The 19082-nt window shown below is 46.2% G+C and carries 17 protein-coding genes and 1 riboswitch; of the genes, 15 read left to right on the plus strand and 2 right to left on the minus strand.

Annotated features, from left to right (window positions below):
- Positions 1 to 117 precede the first annotated feature (117 nt).
- The 5 genes from BLS15_RS22845 (at position 118) to BLS15_RS22865 (ending at position 6280) form a co-directional block, all read left to right on the plus strand.
- Positions 118 to 678 (plus strand): glycerol-3-phosphate responsive antiterminator, encoded by a 561-nt coding sequence (locus BLS15_RS22845; protein ID WP_021252550.1) that lies wholly within the window; start codon positions 118 to 120, stop codon positions 676 to 678.
- A 173-nt stretch (positions 679 to 851) separates the two neighbouring features.
- The gene (locus BLS15_RS22850; RefSeq protein WP_090513875.1) at positions 852 to 1652 is read left to right on the plus strand and encodes an MIP/aquaporin family protein; all 801 of its coding nucleotides are present in this window, start codon (positions 852 to 854) and stop codon (positions 1650 to 1652) included.
- A gap of 139 nt (positions 1653 to 1791) precedes the next feature.
- Positions 1792 to 3282, plus strand: a complete 1491-nt coding sequence (glpK, locus tag BLS15_RS22855; RefSeq protein WP_021252548.1) for a glycerol kinase GlpK — start codon at positions 1792 to 1794, stop codon at positions 3280 to 3282.
- A 176-nt stretch (positions 3283 to 3458) separates the two neighbouring features.
- Positions 3459 to 5129, plus strand: coding sequence for a glycerol-3-phosphate dehydrogenase/oxidase (locus BLS15_RS22860; protein WP_090513878.1), 1671 nt, complete (start codon positions 3459 to 3461; stop codon positions 5127 to 5129).
- 251 nt (positions 5130 to 5380) lie between these two features.
- Entirely contained in the window at positions 5381 to 6280 is a 900-nt protein-coding gene (locus BLS15_RS22865) for a chitosanase (protein WP_090513881.1), read from the plus strand.
- Positions 6281 to 6323: 43 nt separating this feature from the next.
- On the opposite strand, the gene BLS15_RS22870 is transcribed toward BLS15_RS22865, so the two are convergent.
- Both BLS15_RS22870 and BLS15_RS29645 read right to left on the minus strand, forming a co-directional pair.
- On the minus strand, positions 6324 to 6719 hold the full coding sequence (locus BLS15_RS22870; RefSeq protein ID WP_231515045.1) for a hypothetical protein: 396 nt from the start codon (positions 6717 to 6719) through the stop codon (positions 6324 to 6326).
- Positions 6707 to 6853: a hypothetical protein gene (locus BLS15_RS29645; protein WP_231515044.1), complete on the minus strand. Its 147-nt coding sequence runs from the start codon at positions 6851 to 6853 to the stop codon at positions 6707 to 6709. Before BLS15_RS29645 ends, BLS15_RS22870 begins: the two co-directional genes overlap by 13 nt.
- Before the next feature lie 496 nt (positions 6854 to 7349).
- Between BLS15_RS29645 and BLS15_RS22875 the strand changes: the two genes are divergently transcribed.
- The 10 genes from BLS15_RS22875 (at position 7350) to BLS15_RS22920 (ending at position 19072) form a co-directional block, all read left to right on the plus strand.
- Positions 7350 to 7805, plus strand: coding sequence for a GNAT family N-acetyltransferase (locus BLS15_RS22875; protein WP_028531615.1), 456 nt, complete (start codon positions 7350 to 7352; stop codon positions 7803 to 7805).
- A gap of 398 nt (positions 7806 to 8203) precedes the next feature.
- Entirely contained in the window at positions 8204 to 11368 is a 3165-nt protein-coding gene (locus BLS15_RS22880) for a collagenase (protein WP_254777389.1), read from the plus strand.
- 229 nt (positions 11369 to 11597) lie between these two features.
- Entirely contained in the window at positions 11598 to 12035 is a 438-nt protein-coding gene (locus BLS15_RS22885) for a LytTR family DNA-binding domain-containing protein (RefSeq protein ID WP_021252543.1), read from the plus strand.
- A 12-nt stretch (positions 12036 to 12047) separates the two neighbouring features.
- A complete protein-coding gene (locus BLS15_RS22890) occupies positions 12048 to 12506 on the plus strand; it encodes a DUF3021 family protein (RefSeq protein ID WP_021252542.1) in 459 nt (152 codons plus the stop codon).
- A 141-nt stretch (positions 12507 to 12647) separates the two neighbouring features.
- Positions 12648 to 13964: an alpha/beta hydrolase family protein gene (locus tag BLS15_RS22895; protein ID WP_254777390.1), complete on the plus strand. Its 1317-nt coding sequence runs from the start codon at positions 12648 to 12650 to the stop codon at positions 13962 to 13964.
- Positions 13965 to 14074: 110 nt separating this feature from the next.
- A riboswitch (adenosylcobalamin (AdoCbl) riboswitch) is annotated at positions 14075 to 14226 on the plus strand.
- A gap of 644 nt (positions 14227 to 14870) precedes the next feature.
- Complete coding sequence (locus tag BLS15_RS22900; RefSeq protein ID WP_028531612.1) at positions 14871 to 16013, plus strand: 1-propanol dehydrogenase PduQ; 1143 nt, start codon at positions 14871 to 14873, stop codon at positions 16011 to 16013.
- A gap of 194 nt (positions 16014 to 16207) precedes the next feature.
- The gene (locus BLS15_RS22905) at positions 16208 to 16564 is read left to right on the plus strand and encodes a BMC domain-containing protein (RefSeq protein ID WP_021252539.1); all 357 of its coding nucleotides are present in this window, start codon (positions 16208 to 16210) and stop codon (positions 16562 to 16564) included.
- 12 nt (positions 16565 to 16576) lie between these two features.
- Positions 16577 to 17008 carry a EutP/PduV family microcompartment system protein gene (locus tag BLS15_RS22910; protein WP_021252538.1) on the plus strand — a complete coding sequence of 144 codons (432 nt, stop codon included), beginning with the start codon at positions 16577 to 16579 and terminating at the stop codon, positions 17006 to 17008.
- Positions 17009 to 17082: 74 nt separating this feature from the next.
- Positions 17083 to 17655 (plus strand): ANTAR domain-containing response regulator, encoded by a 573-nt coding sequence (locus tag BLS15_RS22915; RefSeq protein ID WP_021252537.1) that lies wholly within the window; start codon positions 17083 to 17085, stop codon positions 17653 to 17655.
- Positions 17648 to 19072 (plus strand): sensor histidine kinase, encoded by a 1425-nt coding sequence (locus tag BLS15_RS22920; RefSeq protein WP_021252536.1) that lies wholly within the window; start codon positions 17648 to 17650, stop codon positions 19070 to 19072. The genes BLS15_RS22915 and BLS15_RS22920 overlap by 8 nt, the downstream gene beginning before the upstream one ends.
- Positions 19073 to 19082 lie beyond the last annotated feature (10 nt).

The following is a 19082-nucleotide window of genomic DNA, read 5'->3' on the forward strand; positions in this document are numbered from 1 at the left end:
TAAGATATAAAAATACTTGCATATGAGCAAGATCACACTTACTATTAGAAAGGTAAGAACAGAATTACCACAGCATAGGAATAACTTGAGATCGATTCAACCGAAGGGGCTCGACCAATGAATTTTTATGAACAGCGAATATTGCCCGCATCGAGGCAAATGAAAGACTTGGAGAAAGCCGTAGCTTCACCATACGAATATTTGGTCCTGCTCGATGTCCATATCGCTCAACTCAAGCACGCCTGCAGTATGGTGCATCAAGCGAACAAGAAATTATTCTTGCATATCGATCTGATCCAAGGACTTCAAAGCGACGCTCACGCGACGGAGTACCTCTGTCAGGAGTATCGGCCGTACGGGATTTTGTCGACAAAATCCAGCGTCATTCAAAAAGCGAAGCAAAAAGGCGTCGTAGCTGTGCAGCGCATCTTTTTGATCGACAATAGCGCTCTGGAGAAGAGTTGCAAGCTGCTTCAGACGACGCAGCCCGATGTCATTGAAGTATTGCCAGGGGGCATGCCGAACGTCATTCGCAAAGTAAAAGAACGAACAAGCCTACCAATTTTGGCAGGGGGGTTCATCTCGACGAGCGAAGATGTGGAGCTCGCTCTGCAGGCTGGTGCCGAGGCGGTTACAACCTCAAATACGAAATTATGGACAAAATATGAAAAAAAGTGATTGACAACGCTTACAAATTTAAATAAAATTTGAATCAAGTTAATACTGTTACGGAGACTTGGAGATCTACTTTCAAACGCGTTGTCATCTCTGCTTGCAGCAGATGCGACGTGTGCTTGAACGTAGGTCTCTTTGCATTTTCTTAACAGGAATGTACAACAGGAGGGGTCAATATGTCGGCGTTTTGGGGAGAATTTATTGGAACCATGATACTGATTGCACTCGGCGGGGGCGTATGTGCAGGGGTATCGCTAAAGAAATCGTATGCCGCTAATTCGGGCTGGATTGTCATTACGATGGGATGGGGTTTGGGTGTCGCAGTTGCGGCGTATTCCGTAGGTACGATAAGCGGAGCCCATCTCAACCCAGCACTTACATTGGGGCTCGCTTTTATTGGGAATTTTCCATGGGCTGATGTACCGTCGTACATAGCGGCACAGATGCTAGGTGCTATTGTGGGAGCTGTTCTTGTGTTTCTGCATTATTTACCGCACTGGAAACTGACAGAGGATCAGGGGGCGAAGCTGGGTGTATTTGCGACAAGTCCAGCCGTCTATCATCCATTCTCCAACTTAATTAGTGAAATGATTGGAACGTTCATTTTGGTTCTCGGTATTTTGGCGATTGGCGCCAACAAGTTCACGGATGGTTTGAATCCACTGATTGTTGGATTTCTCATTGTCAGCATAGGGTTATCATTGGGAGGAACAACGGGATACGCCATCAACCCTGCACGCGACCTGGGGCCGCGAATCGCGCACATGCTGCTGCCGATCGCAGGCAAGGGCGGTTCCAATTGGAAATATGCCTGGATACCTGTTGTTGGGCCGCTGCTCGGAGGTTCGCTCGGTGGGCTGTTTTATAAAAATGTATTTTTAGGTCAGTCTGATGCAGTAATATGGGCAGTATCGGGTACCGCACTTGTTATCCTTGTATTTTCGCTGTTCTTGTCTAGAAAAAATGTTGTTCGATAAGTGCTATCGCTAGGGTATTGTCAACAATTTTTCCGTGCTGTGCTTGCTTACTCAATCCTCTTGCATGGATCACGATGAAATGAATCATGATGATTCAACAGATAGGGATTCACCACTACTGAATATGGGGGAATTTTATATGGAAAAGTACATCTTATCTCTTGACCAAGGCACAACGAGCTCCAGAGCCATCTTGTTCAACAAAGAAGGACAAATCGTCCACGTTTCCCAGAAGGAATTTACGCAAATTTTCCCTGAACCGGGCTGGGTAGAGCACAACGCACAGGAAATCTGGGGAACGATTTTGGCTGTCATCGCGACATGCCTCATTGAATCCGGCGTAAAGCCAAAACAAATTGCAGGCATCGGTATTACGAACCAGCGCGAGACGACTGTCGTGTGGGATAAGGAATCCGGCCGTCCGGTATACAATGCGATCGTATGGCAATCGAGACAGACGAAGTCCATCTGCGATGAATTACAGGAGGCAGGTTACGGGGAACTGTTCCGCTCCAAGACGGGGCTTCTCATTGACTCTTATTTCTCGGGTACTAAGGTCAAATGGATTCTCGATAACGTTCCTGGCGCGCGGGAAAAGGCAGAGCGTGGCGATCTATTGTTCGGGACAATCGATACATGGCTTATTTGGAAGCTCACGGGCGGCAATGTGCATGTAACAGACTATAGCAACGCTTCACGTACCCTTATGTACAATATACATGAGCTGAAGTGGGACGATGAACTGCTGGAGCTGCTAACGATTCCGAAGCAGATGCTTCCAGAGGTGCGTTCTTCTTCCGAAGTATACGGTAAAACGGTGGACTTCCATTTCTTCGGGGAGGAGATTCCGATTGCGGGCGCTGCGGGAGATCAGCAAGCGGCACTGTTCGGGCAAGCATGTTTCCAGCAGGGCATGGCCAAGAACACGTACGGCACGGGATGCTTCATGTTGATGAATACTGGCGAACAGGCTGTGAAGTCCTCTCATGGGCTGCTAACGACGATCGCTTGGGGTATTGACGGCAAAGTAGAATATGCGCTGGAAGGAAGCGTTTTCGTTGCTGGCTCCGCTATTCAATGGCTTCGCGATGGGTTGCGCATGATCAAGGAATCCAAGGATAGTGAGTTATATGCAAGCAAGGTGGAGTCAACAGACGGCGTGTATGTCGTTCCAGCCTTCGTCGGATTGGGTACGCCGTACTGGGATAGTGAGGTGAAAGGCGCGATATTCGGCCTGACGCGCGGCACTTCGAAAGAACACTTCATCCGTGCAACATTGGAATCGCTCGCTTATCAGACGAAAGACGTATTGACTGCGATGGAGGCCGACTCGTCCATCAAGCTGACCAAGCTGCGTGTGGATGGAGGAGCAATTCAGAACAATTTCCTGATGCAGTTCCAGAGCGACATGCTGGGCGTACCGGTGGAATGTCCGCAAGTATTTGAAACAACTGCACTAGGCGCGGCATACCTTGCAGGTTTGGCTGTGGGATACTGGAGCGACCGGGACGAGATAGCGGCGCAATGGAGTATTGATCGTACCTTTATCCCGTCCATGCAGGAAGAACGCCGCAATGCCTTGTATTCTGGCTGGGGCAAAGCCATTGAGGCAACAAAAGTATTTAAATAAGAGCACGAATATGCTACAATTTTAAATAAGTTAATATTTAAATTCGGTTGGAGAATTGAGAACCGCAATTGCACTTTAGTCTATGACTTTAGTGTTATTGCGGTTTTTTTGTTTTCGATATGAGCATTAGCGAGTACTTACTTTCATGCCGTCTTTACGACGAGGGAGGTTATCATATGACAACTGTCTTTTCCGCTATGAAGCGCAAATCTATCGTACAAGCAATGGGTCAGAAGCCGCTTGACGTGATCGTTATTGGAGGAGGAATCACGGGCGCAGGGATTGCGTTGGATGCGACAACGAGAGGATTGAGAACTGCACTATTCGAGATGCAGGACTTCGCCGCAGGGACGTCTAGCCGTTCAACGAAGCTAGTTCATGGCGGTCTCCGCTACTTGAAGCAATTTGATGTGAAGACGGTAGCTGAAGTCGGCAAGGAGCGCGCCATTGTATATGAGAATGGGCCGCATGTAACAACGCCTGAGTGGATGCTGCTTCCGCTTCATCGCGGCGGAACGTTCGGCAAATTCAGCACTGGGATCGGCTTGCGTGTTTACGACTTTCTGGCTGGTGTTAAGCGCAGCGAGCGTCGCCGCATGCTGTCGGAGCAAGAGACGATGAGCCGTGAGCCGCTGTTGAAGCAGGAAGGGCTCTTGGGTGGCGGTTATTATGTAGAATATCGAACCGACGACGCGCGGTTGACGATTGAAGTCATGAAGGAAGCCGTTCGGAATGGAGCCATGGCTCTGAACTATATGAAGGTAGATTCGTTTTTGTATGAAAACGGAAAAATTGTTGGCGTCCGAGTTATTGATCAATTGGATGGGGAAGCGTTCGAATTCCGTGCCAAGAAGATTATCAATGCGGCAGGCCCTTGGGTTGATGAGCTTCGTAATAAGGATCATTCGAAGACAGGCAAGCATCTTCAGCTGTCCAAAGGGGTGCATCTTGTCATCGATCAGTCAAAATTTCCGCTCAAGCAAGCGATTTACTTCGACACGCCGGACGGCCGAATGGTATTCGCAATTCCGCGCGACGGAAAAACGTATGTAGGCACAACGGATACGTTCTATAAGGCAGATCCGGTTCAACCTGTCATGACGAAGGAAGACCGTGATTATATCATGAAGGCGATACAGTACATGTTCCCTTCGATTCAGCTTACTGCAGAAGACGTTGAATCGAGCTGGGCGGGGGTAAGGCCGCTCATCTATGAAGAAGGGAAAAATGCATCCGAGATTTCCCGCAGAGATGAGATTTGGCAATCTCCATCTGGATTGATTACGATTGCAGGGGGCAAACTGACCGGATATCGCAAAATGGCTGAAATGATCGTTGATTTGGTCATGAAGCTGCTCAGCCAAGATGAAGGAATTACGTTTACAGCTGCAAAAACAAAGGAGATGCCAATATCAGGCGGGCATGTAGGCGGCTCCGCTGATTTCCTGGGATTCGTGGAAGGCAAAATGAATGAAGGCGTACGAAATGGGCTTGATGGGTCACTTGCTAAGCGCTGGGCACGTATGTATGGCTCTAATGTGGATGTAATCTTCGACTTGGCGGATCGTTATCAGAGCAAGACGGAACAAAGCGGTCTTCCGCTAGAAGTGCTTGTCCCGCTCGTATATGCCATGGAAGAGGAAATGACATTGAAGCCGGTGGACTTCTTTATTCGCCGTACGGGTGCACTCTTCTTTAACATCCAGTGGGTACGGAAATGGAAGCAGCCGGTCATTGCCTACATGGCTTCTACGTTCGGCTGGACGGAAGAACAGCGCAATCAATATGCAGCGGAGCTCGACACCGCACTGCATCAAGCCGTCGTCCCACAGGTGGAAGCGAATTAGTGTAATGAAGAATAACGGTTACATGGAGAAGACGGGGGATTTTTATCTCCCGTCTTTTTCCATATTTCACAAATAAGTAAAGAATTGTTTTTGATGTAGTTTCATACTTATCAGGGGTGGCATGTCGAAGAGTAACAGCAAATCAAGCAACATTGCATCATTTTTCTATGTTGAAGGAAGGAGATGGAATTTGGTTTGAAGTATCGCTTGAAGTATCGTATTAACCCATTATTTTTGGAGGTGCTAATGGTTTGTACAACGAAAAGCCAATTATGAAAAGAACAAAATTACTGGTCGTCCTGTTCTCATTTTCTTTACTTGTCTCCATGTCTGGAATAAGTGCTCTTCTCCCATCGAAGGCTTCTGCTGCAAGCTCTCACGATGACAATTTTTCATCGAAAACGCTAAAGTTCCTTCGTGCCAATACAGGACTTGATGGCGAGCAGTGGGACAATATTATGAAGCTCATCAACAAACCCGAGCAGGACTCGCTCAAATGGACCGAATACTATGGATACTGTGAGGATATTGATGATGATCGCGGGTATACGATCGGCATATTCGGAGCCACGACAGGGGGAGAGAACGATGAGCATCCGGATGGCCCGACTTTGTTCAAAGAATTCGACGCTGCCAGCGGTGCTTCCAATCCTTCGGTTGAAGGGGGCTTGTCCCGAATTGGTGTTAATGGTTCAATGAAAGGATCGATTCTGAAAATTAAGGATAGTGAAAAAGTGTTCTGCGGCAAAATCAAAAAATTGCAAAACAATGACGCGTGGAGAGAGGCAATGTGGCAAACCTTCTATAAGGTTTACATAAAATACAGCGTGGAGCAAGCGCGCAAACGTGGTTTCAATTCTGCTCTGACGATTGGTTCCTTTGTTGATACAGCCTTAAATCAGGGCGCTACTGGAGATTCTGGAACACTTGAAGGCCTTTTGTCCCGTTCAGGAAAAAGCAGCGATGAGAAGACATTTATGAAGAAATTTTACGACGAGAGAACAAAAATCGTGGATACCAGACAATACAATCAGCCGCCTAATGGCAAGAACCGTGTGAAGCAATGGAACCAGCTGTGGGATATGGGGAAAGCAGACCTCAAGAACGCTGACGAAGCGGTTGTTAAAGTCACTAGTTGGAAAATGAAATGAGCAAAAAATCCCGCGTCCGAGCACGGACGCGGGATTTTTTCTGTCATCTTTTTGAAAGGTACAGTTTAATTCCATTTTCGCGACAAGCAATGCTTGCATGCCAACGCCGATTATCGCTCCGGTGGTTTAGAATGATGGCAATATGCTGTGCTGTGAATTGGAATCGGGTCGTTACATATAAGCCGAGCACGGCTTCATAGTTGGCGAGTCCGAAAGTCATTACTAGTACAAGCATGAAGAGCATCGCATATTTGAATGTTATTGATTTGGCATACAGCATCCACAGCACATCTCCAAGAGCGAACAACAGCTTAGCAGCATTGAATATGACAAGTCCGGCAAGAATAAATGTTTTTCTCCCATATCGATCAGACAGGCTGCCTGTAAGCGGGGACAGCAGAAACTGAGTAATGCCGTAAGCGGCAACTAACAATCCCATCGCCTGACGTTTGCGTCGAATTCGATGATCAATTCAGGCAGGATGGGCGTAATCAAGCCAACACCGACCATCACAATGAATATATTGAGCATTAATATTGCGAGTATTTTGTTGTTTTTGAGAAAGGTAACCATACGAAAGCCTCCTTACTGGTGGACTGCACACAGTAACGATAATGTTCTAACAGGTTATAGAAACCAAAAAAACCTCCTTATCCATAAAGTGCTGGATAGGAGGCAGACATGCGAACACAGAGACACACTGCTCCGCATACATGCAAAAGCCAGTAAATGTCCGTTCGTTATGATCAAAAAGCCCACACTAATCCTATCCAGAAAATTCGTACAGGTACGATGTTTTCTTAATCGGAATCGGATAAGTAGATAATTGGCTTGAGGTCACCCTTTCAAGGCTTATTGCTATAGAGCATAGCATACAGTTTTTTTTGCAAGGTCAATCCACTTTTTTTCTTTCCTTCCTTAATCCACATCTATTTTGTTGTCGTTAAGTTGCCGTGAAAAAAGGGGTTGTCCGCGTATTTGTAGATTTGGTACGATAACGGAAAATAGAGCTGAAATAAAGGAGTACATACAACTGGTGAATTCGTGAAAAGGGAAGGGGACTACGATCTTGCTGCAAATTATCAATTTGAAAAACCGAATGGATTTACTGGAACAGGTGAGTCATTGGCTGTGGCAGCAATGGGCAAGCGATAAGTCCTACGAAGCGATCAAGTACGCGACAGAACATCATGTCCATGTCGACCGTGTACCGATGACGTTCGTGGCTTTGCTGGATGAGCAGCCTGTAGGTACGGTATCGCTGTGGATGAATGATTTTAAGTGTCGTCAAGATTTATACCCATGGCTGGCGAGCTTGTATGTGACGGAAGCAGCAAGGGGACAAGGAGTCGCGGCTGCGCTTGAACATTATGTTGTACAAGAGGCAAAGCGGCTCGGATATGATAATTTATACTTGAACACGAATCATATTGGATTTTACGAGAGACAAGGTTGGGAGTTTGTTGAATCAGCGCCGCTGCTGGAAGGTGGTTATAAACGAATTTACTGTAAAAACTTAACATAATAATCGATTGGGCAGCGGAGAGCTGCCCATTATTTTTGCTAGAAAAAGATAAAACACCTCTTAAATTCCAAGAATTTATGATTTATTCATTGGGTATTTTCTCTAGTTATATGAAAAGAGGACTGAATTTGTGTCAACTATTTTAGAGTGGTTTCGTTATTATTAGCAAAATTCGACAATCATGATGAAATGGGTGAAAGCGCCCTTGTAAAGGTTTACGGGATACGAATATGTATGGTATTCGTCCTAAATCTGGGAAGATTTCGATGAGTCGAAAGTGCTATTCGGAAAGAAAAACAGGAATAAAGCTGCATGACTGAAGCTCTGTGTGACGCCGATATTAGGTTTATCGTTCATCTATCGTGAACGTATACCACACACATGGGGGATAGCTGCAGATGAAACAACAGATGAAACAAATGACGAAAAAACAGAAGAAACAACAGATGAAACAGCAGATGAAACAACAAGCATGGATGAAGTGGACTTCGATTTTGTTGGCGGCCACTGTTGCGACGGGGAGTACAGCGGGCTTCGCGGCGGCTGAGGAGCGAGGATTGCAGGTTCGGGAAGATGCCGCTCAGTATGGAATTCACAATGTGATCGCACAGCAAGATCCTTCTGTATCTGATTTGCCGCTTGATACCGAAGGAAGGCTGCCGATGGCAGAACAGTCTGAAGATCCAGGTATCCCGGAACCACCTGCCCAGGCTTTAAAGAGCATAAGCAAACAGTCCACATACAGCATGGCTGATTTGAATGCAATGTCGTATGAGGCGCTTACAGATCTGCTGGTAAGCATTGATTGGGAAAAGATTCCTGAGCTGTTCAAATTGAATGAGGATACTCGGCGTTTTTATTCGGACGAAAATCGCATGCAAGCGATCATTGATCGGCTGGAGGAGAGCGGAAAACGATTTACGACCGAGGATATGCAAGGCATTCCAACGCTGATAGAGGTACTTCGTTCCGGTGTGTACCTGGGGTATTACAATAAGGAGCTGAGTCGCCTTAATGAGCTGGATTTCCGTGAGAAAATGCTGCCTGCCATGAAGGCGATTGTTGATAATCCGTCCTTTACTTGGGGAAATGAAGTTCAGCATTCCGTTATTTCAGCAACGGGCAGACTGATTTCTAACGTCACGGTCGATACGTATATCGTCAACCGGCTGACCGGGCTATTGTCAGACTTTACTGATCGCCAAGAGCAATTGGGTGGTAATTTCTTGTCTGGAAAGGCCTTCTACGACGTAATCCAGGGTGTTGGGTATGTTCTGATGTATCGTATGATTGAGCCGGATCAGAAGGCCGAATTCAAGGGCAACATCGACGGATATTTGGAGCAATTATTCCGTCTGGGGAGCGAAGGTTCCACAGCAGAGGATAAGCAATGGCTGACCAGCAATGCGATTTACTATTCTGGCGCGCTTGGGCATTATCATAGCGACCCACAGAAAGCGAACCGGGTACTGACTAACGTGATGCAGACGAAGCCTAAGCTTGGGGAGCTCTATTTTGTAGCAGCTGATCAGATTGCACGGAATTACGATGAGAAGGACGCTTACGGCAACCGGGTTGATATAGACGAACTGAAGAAGCGCGGGAAAGAACATTATTTGCCGCAGCGAGTTGAGTTCGATGACGGCCAGTTTGTGATCCGGGCGGGGGGTCAATTGACCCAAGAGCAGCTTCAACGCCTATATTGGGCGGCGAAAGAAGTGAAGGCTCAATTCCACCGGGTCATCGGCAATGATAAGCCGTTAGAGGTGGGAAATCCGGACGATGTGCTTACGATCGTTATTTATAACAGTCCAGATGAATATAAAATGAACCGGTTTTTGTACGGATATGATACGGACAACGGCGGCATTTACATCGAAGGGGACGGTACCTTCTTTACGTATGATCGCACAGAAGAGCAGAGCATTTATAGTTTAGAGGAGTTGTTCCGGCACGAGTTCACCCACTACTTGCAAGCACGCTTTGAGATACCAGGCATGTTTGGCCAAGGGCCGCTGTATCAAGGCGGACGCATGCAATGGTTCGATGAAGGGGGAGCTGAATTCTTCGCTGGCGCCACGCGAATGGAGGGTATTCAGCCCCGCAAGTCGGTTGTCGGCTATTTGGTTGCTGACGAGCCAGGGCAGCGCTACACTGTATCGGATACCGTAAACTCGAAATATGGATCATGGCAATTTTATAATTATTCTTTTGCACTATACGATTATTTATATCATCATGATTTCACGGCTATGGATCGGATTCATCGTGCGATCCGAAACAATGATGGGGATGCTTATGAGCAGCAGCTCGAATCCCTAAGCGGTGATGCGCGCTTGAACGAATCGTATCAACGCTCTATTGAAGAGAAGGTTGCACGCTATGACAAATTATCGGTACCGCTTGTGTCTGACGACTATTTGCAAGCAGTAGAGCCGAAGCCGGAACTTGAAATCTACGATGAGATCACGAACTTGGCTGGACTGAGCAACAGAAGCGTTAAGAAAAGTAATTCTGGCTTGTTCAAATCGTACGAGCTGCGCGGCACTTATGTCGGCGGTGCCTCTGCAGGAGTAGAACAAGATTGGCAGACGATGAACAAGTTGACGGATGGCTTCCTGCAATCTTTGTCAGACAAACCATGGAACGGATACAAGACGCTTACGGCATACTTTACTAATTACCGTGTTAATGATGAAGGCAATTTCGTTTATGATGTTGTGTTCAATGGCAAGCTTCCCGAAGGTGCAGACGGCGGGAATGTAGAATTGCCGGATGGCGGCACCAATCCCGGAAACGGCAACGAAGGCAACAATGGGGATAAAGACGGCGATCAAAAAGATACTACGGATCGTGAGCCAAACGACACATGGAAGACAGCTGTTCGACTCGACGATACAGGAAAAACGATTTCCGGTAAATTGAGTAATAAGGATGCGCTGGATATTTATCGTTTTGACGCGAAGCAGGCAGGGGAATGGACGATCGAATTGGAATCGGCGCAGGAACTGGGAGTAGCTTGGGTGCTATTCCATGAGTCTGACCCGAACAATTATCAGGCCTATCCGACTAAAAGGGAAGGGAACAGCTTAGCTGGCACTATATCCGTTTCCGAGCCGGGAACCTATTATTTACACGTATATGCGGCAACAGAAGGAGATCAGTCGTATCGTCTGGCTGTTAAGTCGGAAACGCAGCAACAGCCTGAACCAGAGGTGTCTTTATTTGAGGAGACTGAACCGAATGATGCGCCTGACATGGCTAATGGACCGGTACCAGTAGGCCGGAAGGTAAATGGAACGCTTGAAGGTGACGACAAGCAGGATGTATTCATGATTGACTTGGACAAACCAACATCGTTGAACATTGGATTGGAAAAGCAGCAGGGCGAACACGTAAATTGGGTGTTGTACCGCGAGGGCGATAATGAGCAAGTTCTGTATCCTGTTGATATAGACGGAAATTGGATGAAGGGTCAAGTCGAAGCGGAACCTGGCCGGTATCATTTGTATGTGTATAAATTTGCCGATGAGGATGTTCGTTACAAGCTCGAAATTCAATAATATATAATTTCATAACAGGTAAGTTGGTTATCGAAGTGCTGCTGTAACCGAAAAAGCGAGCGTGTCACTCTTCATTGAGCGGCACGCTTTTTTCATTTATCAAGTGTTTTGTGATTTCCAATTTTATGAACCACAATTATACTTAGTAGAGTGAGTTTGGTGTAAGGAAATGAAAAAGTCTAGCGATGACTGACAAAAGGGGCAAAATAGGCGGTGAAAAACAATAGTTATGAAAATATCAATCGAAGAAATCGATATTCAGAAGGAAGAAGAAATTATTATACGATGTCATGAAGTCACTGATGAAATCATGAGTCTGATAAGTCGGATAAAAGTAAAAAATAAGATGCTCATGGGCTTTCAAGAGGATACGATTCACCAAATCAAGCTCAGCGATGTGTACTATTTTGAATCGGTGGATAACAAGGTATTTATGTATTGCAAGGATAAGGTGTTTGAAGCGAAACAGAAGCTGTACGAGCTCGAACAGGTAGTTGAGGGAAAGAAGTTTTTCCGCGCATCGAAATCTAGCATTCTCAATATCGCTAAAATAGCGTACATCAAGCCGTCTATCAGCGGCAGGTTCGAGGCGAGAATGGATAATGGAGAGACGGTTATGGTGTCGCGTCAATATGTGCCGATTCTGAAATCGATGCTTGGTCTATAGGGAGGGACGAACATGAATGTTTCAGAGATTGTAAAAAGCTTTGTAAGAAATTACTTGCTTGTATTTGCAGGCATTGTCATATTCATCACCCTGCTGAATCATCTAAATATATGGGTAGACGGCTCGGATGCTTCGATATTTTCTCTCGGTTTCCATCATATATACGCAATCATGATATGTGCTTTGGTGGGTGTCTTGCCAAGTCCTTTGTTCTATTATTCTGCTGATGAAACAAGCGAAAAGGGAATGCGGTTGCGAATTTTGATCCATTTTGTGATCTTGGAAGTAGTGTTGCTTATTTTCACGAATTGGATGGGTTGGGTAACGGGAGTAGTTAACACAATGATACTCGCATTTGAAATCGCAATTATCTCCCTGCTTGTCCGTTGGCTTGAATGGAGCAGTGACAGGAAGGTCGCAATGGAAATCAACGAGAAGCTACAAAAACTAAAAAATGATGAAGAACAATAAGACGGGGAGGCAGCAGCTTACCTCGTCTTTTTTACAGCTTACTTTGTTATTCATACAGCATAGTGTCGTTCATGTTTACTCTGCACCAATCGTTATGTATGCTGATGCTGCACGAATGAAGCAGAGGAGGCTTGGATTTGGATGATAGGAAACATCATATTGATTATTGCTGTTGTTTGTGAAGTAGCATTTGCAGTATTCCGCATTTGTACAAAGTCATATCAGAAAAAGATTAAAGCCATAATAAGGATTGGCGCGTTTGCAGCATTTCTAATTTTCACACTGGCTTCGGTCATCGAGTGGAGCTTCCGTTGGATGGGACTTGGATTGTTGCTGTTTGTCTGGGCGCTTCTTGGAGTGTGGACGCTCATACGGAGCAAAGAGGAGCACAAAGAATATAAAAGCAGCCGCGTTATCAGAAATACTATTGCTATGCTTATGCTCGTCGTCATAGCTATAATTCCTGCTCTCGTATTCCCACAGTATCATTTGCTACCTGTTACGGGGAAATATCAAGTCGCAACCGCATCATACACCTATGTTGACAAAAATCGTATCGAACAATTTACAGACACAGGAGAAAATCGGCACGTTAATGTTGAGTTTTGGTATCCTGAACAGGCAGACGGTACCTATCCGCTGTTGGTATTCTCTCCTGGTGCATTCGGAAGCAAAGAAAGCAATTACTCAGCCTATATGGAGCTTGCGAGCCACGGGTACGTAGTATGCTCTATTGATCATCCGTATCATTCTTTTTATACGGAGTCCGAGGACGGAAAGAGGGCGTTTATCGATCAGGGATATATGCAGGAAGTCTTTGGTGCCAACAAGGGGAAATACACGGTAGAGCAGACCTATGGGCTTAATCAAAAATGGATGAAGCTGCGTACGGATGACATGAATTTTGTAATCGATACGATTTTAGGAAAAACAAAAACGAGCAGTGACAAGGCGTATCAACTGGTGAATACCCACAAAATAGGTCTGTTCGGACACTCTATGGGTGGAGCGGCAAGCACGATGCTTGGCAGGGAGCGTGATGATGTTGGCGCCGTTGTCAATATCGATGCCCCAATGATTGGCGAGCTCGTATACAACAAGGAGACCGATGATTTTGCGGCAAGCAACCAGACCTATACAACTCCGCTTCTTAATATCTATTCTGACGCTGTGTGGGTACAGCTCCTACAGCGCAACAGCAAATCTCCTTATGCAGCTAACAAGGTTATTGATAAAAACGGTAAAGTAGTGCATACCGTCCATTTCCAAGGAGCGGAGCATTTGACTCTTACCGACCTGTCCCTCATTTCCCCGCTAATATCCAATATGCTGCAGGGCGGCAGGGTGGCAGAGATTGATCCCTATTACTGTCTTGAAACGATGAATCATATTCTAGTACAATTTTTCGATAGTTATCTCAAAGGGCAGGGCAGCTTCACATCTGCCGGGACATATTGACGGGCAAATCACTCTTAACGATTTCGATCCTCAACTTTTATCTTTTTTCATATTGCGCTTCAGATCGTTTGTGCTATAATAAATGTCGAATGGACGACCATTCACGTCATGCACAACAGAAGAAGTTATAGACAATGGAAGTTTGGTGCAAATCCAACACGGTCCCGCCACTGTAATAGGCCGAATGCTCGGTCTTAAGTCAGGTCTTTTGTCTAGTAACTTTGCTAGGCCAGTCATTTCGAGGCGAAAGTGACTGGTTTACAAGTCTAGTGACGATTGCGCCTCACTAGGCTTTTTTATATTTCTCGAAGGCAGTCGACAACGCAGTCGAGTTGCCTGGTGGTCGCCGCCGAATATACGAAGTTGTACAAGCGAGGCAAGCGGGACGTTCTTCAACGAAGAAGAACCAAATGCACAATGTTGTGCCTGTCCCACCTTTTTTCTTATAGAGGTTGTTCAAAAAGTCCGCTTTTGATCACGAAGTAAATCATGAAGTGGACTCGGCATCGAAATTTGAATTCAGCCGGATCTAAGCAGATGCTTACGAAGTATGTTTCCTATGGAAACATCTCAGGTGCTCATGTACCCAAAACGTACGCTCCGCTCTTCAGGTCCTAGCTTCATCCAACTGAGGCGTTTTGAAAAAACGCACATCGGAAGCATAAGCTTCGGTGCTGAAAACCGGCCTTTTTGAACACGCACTTATACAAATTTGTCGTAATGATGAACTCGACCCTATTGAGGTTGACGCATGTTTGCGTTACGATGTACAGTATAGATGATAATTGAATGATAAGTTGCACAATGGCGTGCACACGACATAACAAGCAAAGAGGCTTTTTGAAGGGATCTATCCCTTTGAGAGGCCTCTTTTTTTGTTGCAACTACTCGTTGGAGGTGCTTTACGTGGATAAACTTTCGATCAAAGCTGAGCTCTATATGGGCCATGGCGCGCTGGATCGTCTGATGGAATGGCGTAATAAGCGGATTTTCATCGTTACCGATCCATTCATGGTCAAATCAGGGATGATCAACATGGTATTCGATCGGCTGCATGAGAGCAATGAGCAATACATTTTCAGCAATATCGTACCCGATCCTCCTGTTGAAATCGTAACCGAAGGTGTTGAGGCATTGGGTGCGTTCAACACAGATTTAATTATTGCAATTGGCGGTGGGTCTGCGATTGATGCGGCTAAGGCGATGAAACTGTTCGCGCAGAAGCTGCTGAACCAGCAGGAGATTCCGTTTGTCGCGATTCCAACAACAAGCGGAACAGGATCAGAAGTGACTTCGTTCTCTGTGATTAGTGACAAGCAGAAAAATATCAAATACCCACTTGTATCCGATGAGATGCTGCCGCAAGAGGCGATATTGGATCCGGAGCTGGTCAAGAGTGTGCCGGACTTCATTACGGCAGATACCGGAATGGATGTATTGACGCATGCGATTGAAGCTTATGTGTCTACAAAAGCGAATGATATATCCGATGCCCTTGCCGAGAAGGCAATTAAGCTGGTGTTTGCTTACTTGCCACGTGCATATAAGGATGGCGGGGATTTAGAAGCACGTGAGAAGATGCATAATGCCTCCTGTATTGCGGGCATGGCATTTAATATTACTTCGCTCGGGCTAAATCATGGCATTGCGCATGTCGCAGGAGCCAAATTCAAGATTGCGCATGGCCGCATGAATGCAATGCTGCTCCCGCATGTTATTGAATTCAATGCAAATTATAAGCCAGGCTATGGCAGGGAAGAGAGCACAGCTGCAGCGGTTCGCTATGCAGAAATCGCGAAGAGCTTGGGTCTATCCGCACCGAATCCGAAGAGCGGTGTACGCAGCTTGGTGCAAGCTATCAAGCAGCTGCAGAAGCAATTGCAGATGCCGCAGACGCTGAAGGAATGCGGGATTGAGCAGGAGAAGCTGGACGAAATGAGAGAGTCGATAGCCGAAGGCGCGTTGAAAGATGGCTGTACAGCGACGAATCCTCGTGTACCAAAAACTGGAGATGTGGCTGAAATTTTGAACAAAATGTTTCAATCGTAGGTTTGCGTCGAATTTTGTCTGAATGTGTATTGACAACGTTTGCAGTATTAAAATATAGTAAAGGTAACACAACGGCGTGTTGCATACAAAACCAAGCAAAGAGGCTTCTTAAAATTCCTGTGCGAACTTTTAAGGGGCTTTTATGTTTTTTACAGCAATTTCACGTGTTTCTGACATGAGAGTGAGATGATGGTATGGAGCAACACACTGAGAAACAACGCGTTATCCAAGAGTACGTACCTGGTAAACAGGTCACGCTGGCTCATATTATCGCGAATCCGAATCCAGATATCTACAAGAAGCTGGGATTAGGGAATGACGCACATGATTCCATCGGAGTCATGACGATAACACCAAGCGAGGCGTCCATTATTGCAGCGGATATCGCGACGAAGGCGGCTGGCGTACAGATTGGCTTCGTTGATCGCTTCAGCGGATCACTCGTCATTACAGGCGATGTATCCTCTGTCGAATCCGCCATAAGTGAAGTGCTGTTTGGACTGCAAAATATTTTAGGCTTCTCAACTGCTGCGAACATAACGAGAACGTAGGTGAAGAAGCTGATGAGAAAAATTATTTTTGCCGGGAGTACCGGATCTGGCAAGACGACACTGTGCCAATGGCTGCATGGTCAAGAAATTGCCTATAAAAAGACGCAAGCGATTGAAAGCTTCGACCAAGCAATCGATACGCCGGGCGAGTGCATCGAGAACCGATATTTGTACAAGATGCTGCTCGTATCGAGCGTAGATGCTGACGTAATCGGGCTTGTGCAAGATTGCACGAAGGAAGACAGTTACTTCCCCCCCGCCTTTGCAACTGTATTTGCCAAGCCGGTCATCGGCGTGGTGACGAAGGTGGAATTGTCCGAGTCGCAGGAGCAAATCGCACAAGCGAGAGCTCATCTGCAAGCGGCTGGTGTGGAACAGATATTTGAAGTCTCGACGATAGAGAATGTGGGAGTGGAGGCGCTTCAGCAATACTTGGAGGCGTAAACGGCTGATTCTATTTCAAGAGGCGCAATACCAATAGACAAGCAAATAACGGCAGACAATGAGGTGCATGACACATGAATGGAAAAATTGTAATAGTCGACGATGAACCTATTACAAGAATGGATATTCGTGAGATGCTCGAAGAGGCGGACTACAATGTAGTAGGCGAAGCTTCCGATGGATTTGAAGCCATCGAATTATGTAAGAAGCATCTGCCTGACCTCGTCATCATGGATGTTCAAATGCCTATCCTCGATGGGCTCAAGGCTAGTAAACGAATCTTATCAGAGCAGCTGGCAGGAGGAATCATTCTCCTGACCGCCTTCAGCGACAAGCAGACTATCGAGAAAGCCTCGGCTGTCGGTGCGCTTGGCTATCTGGTAAAGCCGCTTGATGAAAAGTCGTTCATTCCCATGGTGGAAGTGACCATTGCCAAAGGCAAAGAGATACGCAAGCTGGAACAGAATCTATCGAAGCTGACGCAGAAGATGGAAGAGCGCAAAGCAGTGGAGAAGGCGAAAGGGATCTTGATGAAGGAAAATGGCTATACCGAAGAGGAAGCCTATCAAACCCTGCGCAAATTAAGTATGGATAGACGATGTCCGATGATGGAAATCGCAACCACGATCGTCATGTCCTATGATTGATTTCAAAGAACGAATCAAGCAGCTGTGCAGACTCCATACGGGGTTGTCTGAAGCGGATATAGCGTGGATATGCGAAATTGCGGAGTCTTTTGAACATACCGAGGTACAAGACGATGTGTTCATTGATGTACTGTCCAGTGTATCGAACGAGGCTATCGTCGTATATCATCGCCGTCCGAGTGAACGACAGTCCTTGTATGAGCGTCCAGTTACGGGAGAGAAGGCACTGCGCGAGAATGAGCCAGGCGTTCTGAGAACATTAGAGACTGGCATTATGTCGCAAGGTCTCGTCGCCAACACGCAGGAGAATCATCTTGTTCGGCAGACGGTATATCCGATGAAAAATCAAGATGGCGTCATTGCAGTTGTCATTTATGAAAAAGATGTGAGTGACAATATTCAAGCTCATTTCAATATGGCGGGAGCGCCGTATGAAGATGGCGAGATGTCTTCTATGCTGACGGCTATGCTTCGTTTCAAAGATTCTCTTATCAATCAGTTGGAGGACGCTGTTCTCGTGTTTGACAAGCATGGATTTTTGAAGCTCAAAAATAAGCAAGCAGATGCGTATTATAGACAACTTGGCTATTTGGAGGATATACAGGGCTTGCATTATGACAATTTGTCGCTCGATCAGACGATGTTCTCCGAGGTGATGAAGCAGCATTCATCTTCACCATGTTGTCCATTGACGACAGATGTGAAGGCTGCAGGCCGATACTTCCAAGTGAAGCGGCTATTCATTGAGGAGAAGGATCTATGTGTAGGCGTCATTCTGCACGATGTAACCGAGATTAAGGACAAGGAAGCAGAGATCATCTCGAAGTCGGTAGCCATTCGTGAAATTCACCATCGAGTGAAGAACAATTTGCAGACGGTTGCATCCCTGCTGCGCATTCAAGGCCGACAGTGCAAGAGCCCTGAGGCTAAGAAATGTCTGGATGACAGTGTCAGTCGGGTGTTGGCAATTGCGGCTACTCATGAACTGCTATCGACGGAAATCGATGCACAGGTAGATCTGCTCGATGTCATACGACTCATTGCATCAAATATTGAGCGCTGCTTCGTCCATTGTCATGCTGTCGGTGTGAACATCTCATCAACAGACAGTATTTGTCTAGATAGTGATCGTACCGTAGATATCGCACTGATTGTAAGTGAGCTGCTGCACAATAGCTATGAGCATGCGTTCGGGGATTGTGCAGAAGGTGAAATCACGATCAAGGCGCAAGTCGAAGGAGGTCTTGTTACCGTCGTTGTTGCAGACAACGGAACAGGATTCGTGGTAGAAGAAGCTTCTCGCAAGAGCTTAGGGCTATCGATTGTTCGCAGCTATGTGAAGGATAAGCTGAAAGGGAAGCTCACGATTGCATCAAGTGATAAAGGCACGGCTGTTACATTTACGTTCAAAAAATAAATATTCGAAC

This window comes from Paenibacillus sp. cl6col, from assembly GCF_900102125.1.
GTDB lineage: Bacteria > Bacillota > Bacilli > Paenibacillales > Paenibacillaceae > Paenibacillus_B > Paenibacillus_B suaedae.